Annotated in this window: 10 protein-coding genes and 1 riboswitch; of the genes, 4 read left to right on the top strand and 6 right to left on the bottom strand. The window is 56.3% G+C overall.

Features of this window, described 5'->3' with window-relative positions; genetic code table 11:
- Positions 1-138: 138 nt before the first annotated feature.
- Positions 139-1209, bottom strand: coding sequence for a YadA-like family protein (locus HBA26_RS23005; RefSeq protein ID WP_241235448.1), 1071 nt, complete (start codon positions 1207-1209; stop codon positions 139-141).
- Positions 1210-1848: 639 nt separating this feature from the next.
- A riboswitch (TPP riboswitch) is annotated at positions 1849-1946 on the top strand.
- Between the two features lie 35 nt (positions 1947-1981).
- Between HBA26_RS23005 and thiM the strand changes: the two genes are divergently transcribed.
- The 3 genes from thiM to HBA26_RS21860 are packed head-to-tail and all read left to right on the top strand — an operon-like array spanning position 1982 to position 4338.
- Positions 1982-2752, top strand: a complete 771-nt coding sequence (thiM, locus tag HBA26_RS21870) for a hydroxyethylthiazole kinase (protein ID WP_166721047.1) — start codon at positions 1982-1984, stop codon at positions 2750-2752.
- The gene (gene thiD, locus HBA26_RS21865) at positions 2749-3549 is read left to right on the top strand and encodes a bifunctional hydroxymethylpyrimidine kinase/phosphomethylpyrimidine kinase (protein ID WP_126345326.1); all 801 of its coding nucleotides are present in this window, start codon (positions 2749-2751) and stop codon (positions 3547-3549) included. The genes thiM and thiD overlap by 4 nt, the downstream gene beginning before the upstream one ends.
- A gap of 42 nt (positions 3550-3591) precedes the next feature.
- The gene (locus HBA26_RS21860) at positions 3592-4338 is read left to right on the top strand and encodes a GntR family transcriptional regulator (protein ID WP_028013821.1); all 747 of its coding nucleotides are present in this window, start codon (positions 3592-3594) and stop codon (positions 4336-4338) included.
- Here HBA26_RS21860 and HBA26_RS21855 read toward each other — a convergent pair.
- Genes HBA26_RS21855 through HBA26_RS21845 form a run of 3 tightly spaced genes read right to left on the bottom strand, consistent with a single transcriptional unit; the run spans position 4312 to position 7540 of the window.
- Positions 4312-5265, bottom strand: a complete 954-nt coding sequence (locus HBA26_RS21855; protein ID WP_126345325.1) for a PfkB family carbohydrate kinase — start codon at positions 5263-5265, stop codon at positions 4312-4314. The two genes, HBA26_RS21860 and HBA26_RS21855, sit on opposite strands and share 27 nt — an antisense overlap.
- Positions 5262-6266 carry an ADP-ribosylglycohydrolase family protein gene (locus HBA26_RS21850; RefSeq protein ID WP_047367942.1) on the bottom strand — a complete coding sequence of 335 codons (1005 nt, stop codon included), beginning with the start codon at positions 6264-6266 and terminating at the stop codon, positions 5262-5264. Before HBA26_RS21850 ends, HBA26_RS21855 begins: the two co-directional genes overlap by 4 nt.
- The gene (locus tag HBA26_RS21845) at positions 6263-7540 is read right to left on the bottom strand and encodes a nucleoside permease (protein ID WP_028013818.1); all 1278 of its coding nucleotides are present in this window, start codon (positions 7538-7540) and stop codon (positions 6263-6265) included. Before HBA26_RS21845 ends, HBA26_RS21850 begins: the two co-directional genes overlap by 4 nt.
- A gap of 250 nt (positions 7541-7790) precedes the next feature.
- Here HBA26_RS21845 and fbaB point away from each other — a divergent pair, with 250 nt between their 5' ends.
- The gene (gene fbaB, locus HBA26_RS21840) at positions 7791-8843 is read left to right on the top strand and encodes a class I fructose-bisphosphate aldolase (RefSeq protein WP_126345324.1); all 1053 of its coding nucleotides are present in this window, start codon (positions 7791-7793) and stop codon (positions 8841-8843) included.
- 68 nt (positions 8844-8911) lie between these two features.
- Here the strand turns inward: fbaB and yegS are convergent, their stop codons facing one another.
- Entirely contained in the window at positions 8912-9811 is a 900-nt protein-coding gene (gene yegS, locus HBA26_RS21835) for a lipid kinase YegS (protein WP_166721046.1), read from the bottom strand.
- Positions 9812-10059: 248 nt separating this feature from the next.
- Entirely contained in the window at positions 10060-11421 is a 1362-nt protein-coding gene (yegQ, locus tag HBA26_RS21830) for a tRNA 5-hydroxyuridine modification protein YegQ (protein WP_008500866.1), read from the bottom strand.
- Between the last annotated feature and the right edge of the window lie 109 nt (positions 11422-11530).

The raw sequence follows: 11530 nt of genomic DNA, 5'->3' as shown, positions 1-11530 counted from the left end.
TCCGTCGTCGGCAGCGTCAGATGTGTATAAGAGACAGTAATAAGCCTGATACATAATACCTAACCATGCGCCAACGATAATAAGCATCAGGTACACTATTACAGAGATAACAATGTATTTTGTCATACTGGTTATTTATTAAAAGCCAATCCCTACGCCGACTGAAGCCCCCATATTATTTGCTGTGTCATCAGAGAAGCTCACTTTACCAACCATATGTTCGTTAAAGTTAACCGACGCCCCAACCGCTAACGCGCTTTCACCGTTGTAAGTCGCACCGCCAGCCGAGAACATCACGCGCTGATTTGTTTGCACCTGAGGTAAACCGGCCATCGCCATCGCGCCGCTGATACCTGCGTTTGCTTCTTTCTTGTTATTATCGACTTCCTCACGCAGCGATTTAAATTGCTGATTAGCGTTGTTATTCAGAGCCTGTAATGTCTGTTTGGTCGCCTGCAGCTCCTGAGCCTCGGCCGTAACCGCCTGACTATTAGTAGCGACTTTAGCCTGTGTTGTCGTGTCTACCTGCGTGCGTGTCACAGTGGTCATCACGCCATTTTTTCCATCTTTGCCGTCTTTACCATTCGCTCCGTCACGTCCGTTAGTTCCGGCAACGCCCTGTGCGCCGGTATCGCCTTTCTCACCCTTAGCGCCGTCTTTTCCATCAACGCCGTTAGTTGGTTTTGGTGCATTCTCAAGAGCTAACAGGCGGCCATCTTGTATACCGTTAGTAGCTTCAACAGTTGCAAGGCGGCTATCCTGGACAGCGTTAACAGTTTCAATATTAGCAATTGCAGTTCCGTTAGTCAGCACGCCCTGTAATGCCGCATCACCTTTTTTATTAGCGGTGTCAGCAAGAGCGCCTGCTAATTTAGCTTCATGATCGACACTAGAGACAGAAGTCTGAAGAGAGGAAATATTATTGGCGTTAGTGCTGATATTACCATTACTTGCGTCAATCTCGTTTTGCATCCGCTCACGATCGCCTTGTAAGTTATAGATCTGCCCGTCTTGTTTTACATTTTCAGCTTTCATATTATCCAGATTATAAGCGGTATTGTCAGTCCCCTGGACCTGAATAAAAGAACCTGAATTGAATACGTTATCGTTAAGGTTTACGTTTACATCAGCTGCTTGAGTTACGTTCATAGAGCCAGTGAAAATAACACCAAATACAAAAGCAGTAACGGCATTTTTAACAACTTTCATTTGTAAAACACTCATCATTTAAAAAGTAAAAATGGGCAAGGCTGGCTATCCTGGCTTGTTGATGTAACGTCTGGTTACGCCTGATTAAAATAACGGAGTTACGTTAAATTTTGAATAAATCACTTAATTCGTAACGTGCAGTAACTATCAATTAATGCGAGCTTTTGGATATTGATCTAAATCATAGATGGCATGAATAGCTAAAGTGAATTTTAAGAGGTGAAGGAAAATATCTCAATGTTTACATTAACTTATAAGGTAAGGGGGGAACCGCGAGTTTCGCAGTAACCCCTTGATAGAGAGGCTGAATGTTTAGCGGGGTTAAACGGTTTGGGACTCACTTTATATTTCATTCGAAATAAGATTTAATACTTTATGAAACATAAAATAGACTAACTGAAAGCGGAAAAAATTATGTTGGTAGAGCTGTTTCTTACACCCTGAAAAAGTGGATGTTTTTTGGACGTAATGGAAATGTTATAGCGAATGGTGTTGATTTAAAAAAGTGGCATATTGTTCTGTAATTATCGCTGCCAGCCCTTTCTTTCGCACCAACCCTGCGTGAAGATGCGATCCTCACAAGGTCGCTTGCGTCAGCCAGCAACTTCCCCTAATCTGGCAAAAGTAAGTCAATTCTTACCAAATGACTCGGGGTGCCCTTCTTCGTTGAAGGCTGAGAAATACCCGTATTACCTGATCTGGATAATGCCAGCGTAGGGAAGTCAGATGCCTTCCCGGTCATCGCTTCTTCACGCAAGGCAGGAGCGAACCCATGCAGCCTGACCTGCTCGATTTACACGTTTTACACCACTTCCGTACCCGTTCTCCGCTGACCCACTGCATGACCAATGACGTCGTACAGACCTTTACGGCCAACGTTTTGCTGGCCCTTGGCGCATCCCCCGCGATGGTGATTGAGGCCGAAGAGGCCGAACAGTTTGCCGCGATAGCCGATGCGCTGTTAATCAACGCCGGCACGCTGACCGCACCGCGCGCCCAGTCGATGCGTCGGGCGATTGAAAGCGCGGTTGCGGCAGGCAAACCCTGGACGCTGGACCCGGTTGCGGTGGGTGCCCTGACGTTCAGAACCCGTTTTTGCCATCAAATTTTGGCCCTGAACCCGACCACCATTCGCGGCAACGCCTCCGAAATCCTGGCTCTGGCCGGAATGAGCGCGGGCGGGCGCGGCGTTGATACCACCGACACCGCCGCCAGCGCGTTGCCTGCCGCTCAGGCGTTGGCCCGCCAGACCCATGCCATTGTCGTGGTCACCGGCGAGGTGGACTACATCACTGACGGAGAGCGGACCCGAACGGTATCGGGCGGAGACCCGTTAATGACGCGCGTAGTGGGAACCGGGTGCGCGCTTTCTGCCGTTGTGGCGGCGAGCTGCTCGCTGCCGGGGGACCGGCTGGATAATGTTGCCGCCGCCTGCGGATGGATGAAGCGCGCCGGAACGGCAGCCGTTGCGCGCTCGCGCGGGCCAGGCAGTTTTACCAGCGCGTTCCTGGACGCGCTCTACACGCTGGAGGAGCAGGCATGAAGCGGATTAACGCCCTGACCATTGCCGGTACCGACCCCAGCGGCGGCGCGGGCATCCAGGCCGATTTGAAAACCTTCTCGGCCCTTGGCGCGTATGGCTGCTCGGTGATTACCGCGCTGGTAGCGCAAAACACGCGCGGCGTGCAGTCGGTCTACCGTATCGAGCCGGATTTTGTTGCCGCGCAGCTGGATTCGGTGTTCAGCGACGTGCGGATTGATACCACCAAGATCGGCATGCTGGCCGAAACGGACATTGTGGAGGCGGTGGCCGAGCGGCTTAAACGCTATCAGGTGCAAAACGTGGTGCTGGATACTGTCATGCTGGCAAAAAGCGGCGATCCGCTGCTCTCCGCCTCCGCCGTTGAGACGCTGCGCAATAAGCTGCTGCCGCAGGTGGCGCTCATCACGCCCAATCTGCCGGAAGCCGCCGCGCTGTTAGGCACGTCGCACGCGCAAACTGAACGCGAAATGAAAGAGCAGGGGGTTGCGCTGCTGGCGATGGGCTGCGGGGCGGTGCTGATGAAAGGCGGTCATCTGGATGACGCTGAAAGCCCGGACTGGCTCTTTACCCGCGACGGCGAGCAACGTTTTACGGCTCCGCGCGTACAGACCAAAAACACCCACGGCACGGGGTGCACTCTCTCCGCCGCGCTGGCGGCGCTGCGCCCGCGGCATGACGGCTGGGCTGAAACGGTGCGAGAAGCGAAAATCTGGCTCTCGGCGGCGCTGGCAAAAGCCGATACTCTGGAGGTCGGTCACGGTATTGGGCCGGTTCATCATTTTCATGCGTGGTGGTAACCCAGTATACTGGCAGGAAACACCACGCCTGAGAAAACAGAGATGGAACAAGCGCATACCCGGTTAATCGCTCAACTGACTGAACGGATCGCCGCGCCTGACAACACGCCGCTGTACCTGAAATTTGCCGAAACGGTAAAAAACGCGGTGCGCAGCGGCGTGCTCGAGCACGGGAACATTTTGCCCGGCGAGCGCGATCTGAGCCAGTTAACCGGCGTGTCGCGGATCACCGTGCGCAAAGCGATGCAGGCGCTGGAAGCCGAGGGCGTTGTCACGCGTGCCCGGGGTTACGGCACACAAATTAACAACATCTTCGAATACTCGCTCAAGGAAGCTCGCGGGTTCTCTCAGCAGGTGGTGCTACGCGGTAAAACGCCTAATACGCTTTGGGTCAATAAACGCGTGGTGAAATGCCCGGAAGAGGTGGCGGGCCACCTGTCGCTGGAGCCGAACAGCGACGTCTTTTTGCTGAAGCGTATTCGCTATGTGGATGACGATGCGGTGTCGATTGAAGAGTCCTGGGTGCCGGTCGGGCTCATTCCCGAACCGGATGCGATAGGAATTTCGCTGTACGACTATTTCCGCAGTCAGAATATCTTCCCGCAGCGCACCCGTTCACGGGTCAGCGCCCGCATGCCGGACAGCGAGTTTCAGGCGCACATTAAGATGGACGAAAAAATACCGGTGCTGGTGATCAAGCAGGTTGCGCTTGACCAGCAGCACCGGCCGATTGAGTACAGCATCAGCTACTGTCGCAGCGACCTATACGTCTTTGTGTGCGAGGAGTAATTCCTCACGAGTGGGTGCGCAGTCGCCGCCGCGATGGCTCACCACCCAGGACGCCACGGCATTCCCCAGCAGAACGGCGTCTGCCAGCGACCATCCCGCCGCCAGCCCGGCAAGCGTGCCGCCCGCGTGGCTGTCACCAGCGCCAATGGTGTCCACTACCGTGGCGGGAAACGCCGGAACAACGCCCGATGCGTCGCCATCATACCAGGCAGCCCCGTCTCTATCATGCCGCACAATCAGCGCGGCGCCGAAGCGCTGCTGCCACTCCTCGCCCAGGTTTTCAGCCTCAACGCCCAGCCTTTCAGCAGCGAGCTCCGCTTCCTGACGATTAAGCGACACGATCGGCCTGCAGGCCATAATCCGCCCCATCAGCGCGTCGGGGATATCCGCGATGCGTGGGCCGAAATCGATAAGCGCCGTCACGTCCTCCAGCCCTTCAAGCCAGCCCGTCAGCAGCTCGCCGCACGGCGAGGCCAACTGGTAGCCGGAGAGATAAACCAGGCTATTTTGCGGGACGTTTAGCTCGTCAAGCCAGCGCTGCTGCCACTGGTTCTCGACGCCGCTAAAGGACATAAAGGTGCGCTCGCCGTCAGGCTCCACCAGCGCCAGACACCAGCCGTTGTCGCCGGTTTCAGCCTCCACGGCGCTGTGCAGATCCTGCTTCGCCATTGCGTTACGGATAATATCCGCCCACACGCCGTGGCCGACGGGAAGGGCGTTTTGCGCCGCAATGCCGAGCCGTTTCAGGGCGATGGCGATATTCAGCGCGCAGCCGCCGATATTCACCCCCTGCTGTTTAAGCTCGATATCACACCCGCGCCAGGGCAGGGCGTAGGCGTCGGCGATGACGTCAATCACCGCCGCGCCCAACACCGTCACCGGGCGCGTGGCGTGCAGGGTGTCGAGACGTTGGGCAAATGCATTCATACGCCCTCCCTTTGCTCCCTGAAGTGCAGCAGTTTTTCGCAGTAGTGACCGAAATCGAGCTGATTAACGGCGTCGAGTTCGGCTTTGAGCGCCGGGTCAATGGCCTGCACGCCGTGGAGCGCGCCGCAGATGGCCGTCGCCATCGCGCCAATGGTGTCGGTATCGCCACCCAGATTGGCGCATAAAATGGCGCAGCGGTTCGGGTCGGTTCCCGCCAGCTCAACCATCGCGATGGCTGCCGGAACGGACTCAATGGTGCTGGTACCTGCGCCAGTGAGCTGATAAATCTGCTCGCTGGCGGAGTCGATGCCGTTGGCGTCCCGCACGGTCTTAAGCGCCAGCTCAATGCGTGCCGCGAGCGACGCGCTGAAGGTGGTGGTTTTCGCCTCCTGCGCATAGCGGGCGATCCCCGGCAGGGCATCGACGATGTTCTGCCAGCGTTCCCCGTCGATGGCGCGGGAAACCGCCCAGGCAATCACCACCGCGCCGGCAATGGCGAGATCCGATTTATGCGTCGGGCTGGAGGCCTGCGCCACCTGGTTCACAAAGTGCTCCAGCCGCGTCGCCGGGAGCAGGCAGCCCAGCGGGGAGGCGCGCATCGCCGCCCCGTTAGTCACGCCGTTGTTGTCCAGCTCGCTGACCGGCTTCCCGTCACGAATCGCGTTAAGCGCAATTTTCGAGGTCGGGCCGAGCACGTTCTTGTTGAACGCGTCGAAGTCGAGCGCCCAGTTCAGGATATGCTTGCCGATAACGTCCGCGTTAATCTCCCCATCGCACTCGATGATCGCATCGGCCAGGCACAGCGCCATCGAGGTGTCATCGGTGAACTCTGCCTGTTTGAAATAGCAGGCCGCGTTATTCTCTGCCGGGCCGGGTAAAAAGCGGTCGATCCAGCCGAAGTGCGCCTTGACGCGCTTTCTCGGCCATAGCTCCGACGGCATGCCCATCGCATCCCCTAACGCCTGGCCGTAAAGGGCCCCGAGAATACGGTCTTGTTTCATTTAACTTCCCCTTGTGTCAGCGCGGTATCGCCATCAACCACCTCAATTGCGGTGATCTCTTTATCCGATTCGCGGAAAAACAGCATAAACAGCACGGCAATCACGGCAATCATGACTGCACCAAATGTCCACATTCCGGCCCAGTTGAAGGTCAGCCCATTCACCGGCTCTTTGTAAGCGAACATTTTTTCCATCATCACGCCGCCCAGGCGGTAACCCAGCAGGCTACCAAACCCCTGACAGCACAGCGTAATCAGGCCTTGCGCGGCGGTGCGCATGTGCACCGGCGCTTTTTTATCCACGTAGATGTACGCGGTCACGTAGTAGAAGTCATAGCTCACGCCGTGCAGCAGGATGCCGAGGAACAGCAGGGCGTAGGTGAAGTACTGTTCAGCGCCACCGTAAACAAAGAAGCCGTAGCGGATGGCGGCGGTAATCAGGCCCAGCAGTAAGACCTTCTTAATACCAAAGCGTTTGGTAAAGAACGGCAGGGCGAGCATAAAGAAGATTTCTGAGAACTGGCCGAGCGTCATCCAGCCGGTGGCGTTTTTCATCCCCACTTCGGTGAGATAGCCGTTGGCGAAGATGTAGTAGAAGGCCAGCGGCATGGCGAACAGGAACGAGCAGAAGAAGAACACCAGGAAGTTTTTGTCGCGCAGCAGGACCAGCGCATCCAGCCCCAGCATCACTTTGAAATCCAGCTTGCCGGTACTTTTCGGTGGCGTGTTCGGCAGGAACAGGGCAAAGACGCCGAGCAGGGCGGAGCTGGCTGCGGTCATCAGCAGCGGAATATTAGTATCGGAAATATCGCTGTAGCCGAGCATCTGTGGCAGGAACCCGCACGCCAGCCCCGAGGCGATCCAGCCGATAGTGCCCATCACGCGGATACGCGGGAAATCAGCCTCAACGTCGTCCACGTTCGCGAAGGCAATGCTATTGGTCAGCGCGATGGTCGGCATATAGGTCAGGGAATACACCAGCAGCAGCGGGAAGAAGGTACTGAACTGGGTTTGCTGTGCGGCGAAGTACATCAGGATCGCGCCGGCGAACATCAGCACCGACAGCACTTTCTGCGCGGCGAAGAAGCGGTCCGTCAGCGAGCCGACCAGGATAGGAGAGAGGATCGCGGCAATCGCGGTACAGGCGTAAGACCAGCCAATTTCCCCGGCGGTAAACCCGCTTTTGCTCAGCCACAGCCACAATGGCACAAACCACGCGCCCCAGATAAACCATTCAACAAACATCATGAATGACAGTTGGACTTTCGTTTTCATTTTTTAATCCTGCATGTCAGATAAGGTACGCCTTTAACATACCACTCAATAATACCTATTAAATACCTTTGTGGCGATTGTTTGATCAATGTAACAGTTTTGTTGTACACGAATCGAGCCAGCAGATTGTGCTGAAAAAAAATGCATATGGTGGAAAATCTGTTAAGTCGGTACCAGGCTTAGTCTGCCCATAAAAGATGGGACTGGATAAACACACACCGACACGACGTCGGATTTACGGGAGTATCACATGACTGATATTGCGCAGTTGCTTGGCAAAGACGCCGACAGCCTTTTACAGCATCGTTGTATGACCATTCCAGCCGACCAGCTTTACCTGCCTGGTCACGACTACGTTGACCGCGTGATGGTGGATAACAACCGTCCGCCTGCGGTTCTGCGAAACATGCAGACCCTCTACAACACCGGGCGACTCGGCGGCACCGGGTATCTCTCTATTCTGCCGGTGGACCAGGGCGTTGAGCACTCGGCGGGCGCCTCTTTCGCGGCGAATCCGCTCTACTTCGATCCGAAGAATATTGTTGAGCTGGCGATTGAAGCGGGCTGTAACTGTGTAGCCTCCACCTACGGCGTGCTGGCTTCGGTTTCGCGTCGCTATGCCCACCGCATTCCGTTCCTCGTGAAGCTGAATCACAACGAAACTCTCAGCTACCCCACCGAGTATGACCAGACCCTCTACGCCAGCGTCGAGCAGGCGTTCAACATGGGGGCGGTGGCCGTCGGGGCGACGATTTACTTCGGCTCTGAACAGTCCCGTCGTCAGATTGAAGAGATCTCTGCGGCATTTGAGCGCGCGCACGAGCTGGGTATGGTGACCGTGCTTTGGGCGTACCTGCGTAACTCGGCGTTCAAAAAAGACGGGGTGGATTACCACGTGTCGGCCGACCTGACCGGCCAGGCGAACCATCTGGCGGCGACCATTGGCGCAGACATCGTGAAGCAGAAAATGGCGGAGAATAACGGTGGCTATAAGGCGGTGAACTTTGGCTACACCGACGATCGCGTTTACAGCAAGCTGACCAGCGATAACCCGATCGACCTGGTGCGCTACCAGCTGGCGAACTGCTATATGGGTCGTGCAGGGCTGATTAACTCCGGCGGCGCGGCGGGCGGCGATACTGACCTGTCAGACGCGGTGCGTACGGCGGTTATCAACAAACGCGCGGGCGGCATGGGGCTGATCCTTGGCCGTAAGGCGTTCAAGAAATCAATGGCCGACGGTGTGAAGCTGATCAATGCGGTTCAGGACATCTATCTGGACAGTAAAGTCACAATTGCCTGACGTCTCCATCTCCCTCTCCCTGTGGGAGAGGGTTGGGGTGAGGGCATCATCGCGCACCGTGTGAAACATCAGCGCAAAAGCACACAGTCCGGCGGCAGCCTGCACTGCAGCGCGCCGGGTAATACCTCAATGCGGAACTGTGTCCCGCTAAGCGGCTCTCCGTCGAGGTTAAACGTCATCCCGTGCGGCGCATTCACCTTGAACCACGCCGATTTACCGTCAATGATATTCGGGCTCTCTTCCGGCTGCGTCAGCGTGGTAAACAGCGCGGGCAGCAGACCGTCACCGGTGAAAATGCGCAGCTGTAGCTGACCATCGTTAATCAGCGCCTCCGGGCAGAGCTGCTGTCCGCCGCCTGCCTGACGTCCGTTGCCAATCCCAATCACCAGCGCGTCACCCTGCCACTGAAAAGCCTCACCGCGAATTTCGCATCGGTCCGGCTTGAGGGTGTCCATACGCATCAAACCGTGGATCAGGTATGACACGCCGCCCAGCGCCGCCTTCAGTTTTTCCGGCGTTTCGCTGGTAATGCGCGTGCCGAATCCACCCGTCGCCATATTGATAAAGCAGGTTTTGTCATTCACCTGGGCGATATCCACGGCGGTGGCTTTGCCGAGGATCGCCAGCTGAAGCGCCTTCTCTAAATCTTCTGGGATCCCGGCGCTGGTGGCAAAATCATTGGCGGTGCCGAGCGGTAATATGCCCATCACCGGGCGATCTGCCGGTGGCAGGTCGATAAGCGCAGAGGCGATCTCATTGATGGTGCCATCGCCGCCGCCGGAAATGATGGTGCTGATACCTAACGCTAAGCCTTCGTTGATATAGCGTGCCGCGTCGCCTTTTTCCCACGTCACGCGCACGTGGATACGTGCGCCGTCGTCACGCAAACTCATAATCGCCTGACGCAACGGATCGTTGCCTGCACTTTTGCCATTGAGAATCAATAAACTGTCTGGATAGGTTGCCATCCTCGCTGCTCCCTTTTTTAGCGTTAGTAAGAGTGTATAGCAGAGAGGAAAAAAGCGGGTAAGAACTGGATGAAAGGCAAAAAATAAGCCCGCGTAAGGGAGATTACGCAGGCTAAGGAGGTGGTTCCTGGTACAGCTAGCATTTATGGGTTATGTTTTTCAGCGGGGGGATAATACCCGTATTGAACGAAGCGGTATGTGATCCGATTCTAAGAATTATCCCAGCGCGAAAAAATTTCCCTGATTGACTATTTGCCGTGTGGATTACGTGTGCTTTCACCGTTGAAGTTACGCATCAGCAGCGCGAACTTCAGCTCCACCTCTTCCGGAACCGGCAGCCAGACGGTATGCCCGTCGCCCGGCGCAACCTCAATCGCTTCGCCTTTGCCGTTTTCCAGATGCTCCAGCGTGAAGTTCATGTTGCCCTGCGGGGTCATCAGCTCCAGGCTGTCGCCTTTGGTGAACTTGTTTTTCACCGCCACCGCCGCCAGCGCGCCTTTGCGCTCGCCGGTGAAGTCGCCGACAAACTGCTGGCGCTCGGAAACGGAGTAGCCGTGCTCGTAGTTCTGGTAGTCGTCGTGGGTATGACGGCGCAGGAAGCCTTCGGTATAGCCGCGGTGCGCCAGGCCTTCCAGCGTTTCCAGCAGGCTGGTATCGAACGGTTTACCGGCCGCCGCATCGTCGATGGCTTTGCGGTACACCTGTGCGGTACGCGCGCAATAGTAATAGGATTTGGTGCGGCCTTCGATCTTCAGGGAGTGCACGCCCATCTGCGTCAGGCGCTCAACGTGGGCGATGGCGCGCAGATCTTTTGAGTTCATGATGTAGGTGCCGTGCTCGTCTTCAAAGGCGGTCATATACTCGCCCGGACGCTTGGCTTCTTCAATCATAAACACGCTGTCGGTTGGCGCGCCGATGCCTAGCGTCGGCTCAACGTTCGTCACCGGGATCGGCTCATGCTTGTGGACGATGTTGCCGATATCGTCCTCTTTGCCTTCCTGGACGTTATATTCCCAGCGGCAGGCGTTGGTGCAGGTGCCCTGGTTCGGGTCGCGCTTGTTGATATAGCCAGAGAGCAGGCAGCGGCCGGAGTAGGCCATGCACAGCGCGCCGTGAACGAAGATTTCAATTTCCATGTCCGGCACCTGAGTGCGGATCTCTTCGATCTCTTCGAGGGAAAGCTCGCGAGACAGAATGACGCGGGTCAGCCCCATCTGCTTCCAGAACTTCACCGTCGCCCAGTTGACGGCGTTAGCCTGTACGGAGAGGTGAATATCCATTTCCGGGAAGTTCTCCCGAACCAGCATGATTAAACCCGGGTCCGACATGATCAGCGCGTCCGGCCCCATATCCACCACCGGCTTCAGGTCGCGGATGAACGTTTTCAGCTTGGCGTTGTGCGGCGCGATGTTGACCACCACGTAGAATTTTTTACCCAGAGCATGCGCCTCGTTGATGCCGAGCTGCAGGTTCTCGTGGTTGAATTCGTTATTACGCACGCGCAGCGAGTAGCGCGGCTGGCCCGCATACACGGCGTCGGCGCCATAGGCGAAAGCGTAACGCATATTTTGCAGCGTTCCCGCCGGGGAAAGGAGTTCCGGTTTAAACATGTTTGTTCTCGTTCTGATGACAGGTCAGATCCGCATGCACCAGGTGCAGCGGTAAGGGGAGATCCCCCACTTTAAGGGCGGGCATTGTAGCTGTCTCTTATACACATCT

The organism is Enterobacter sp. 725m/11 (assembly GCF_011683705.1).
Taxonomy (GTDB): Bacteria; Pseudomonadota; Gammaproteobacteria; order Enterobacterales; family Enterobacteriaceae; genus Enterobacter; species Enterobacter bugandensis.
The sequence above is the reverse complement of the archived record's forward strand: the minus strand, read 5'-3'. Positions and strand labels throughout refer to the sequence as shown.

Bases quoted from the DNA above. Each gene is read 5' to 3' on its own strand.
- thiD (WP_126345326.1), top strand. From the start codon at position 2,749: ATGAAGCGGATTAACGCCCTGACCATTGCCGGTACCGACCCCAGCGGC.
- HBA26_RS21855 (WP_126345325.1), bottom strand. From the start codon at position 5,265: ATGAATGCATTTGCCCAACGTCTCGACACCCTGCACGCCACGCGCCCG.
- yegS (WP_166721046.1), bottom strand. From the start codon at position 9,811: ATGGCAACCTATCCAGACAGTTTATTGATTCTCAATGGCAAAAGTGCA.
- HBA26_RS21850 (WP_047367942.1), bottom strand. From the start codon at position 6,266: ATGAAACAAGACCGTATTCTCGGGGCCCTTTACGGCCAGGCGTTAGGG.
- HBA26_RS21845 (WP_028013818.1), bottom strand. From the start codon at position 7,540: ATGAAAACGAAAGTCCAACTGTCATTCATGATGTTTGTTGAATGGTTT.
- thiM (WP_166721047.1), top strand. From the start codon at position 1,982: ATGCAGCCTGACCTGCTCGATTTACACGTTTTACACCACTTCCGTACC.
- HBA26_RS23005 (WP_241235448.1), bottom strand. From the start codon at position 1,209: ATGAAAGTTGTTAAAAATGCCGTTACTGCTTTTGTATTTGGTGTTATT.
- fbaB (WP_126345324.1), top strand. From the start codon at position 7,791: ATGACTGATATTGCGCAGTTGCTTGGCAAAGACGCCGACAGCCTTTTA.
- HBA26_RS21860 (WP_028013821.1), top strand. From the start codon at position 3,592: ATGGAACAAGCGCATACCCGGTTAATCGCTCAACTGACTGAACGGATC.
- yegQ (WP_008500866.1), bottom strand. From the start codon at position 11,421: ATGTTTAAACCGGAACTCCTTTCCCCGGCGGGAACGCTGCAAAATATG.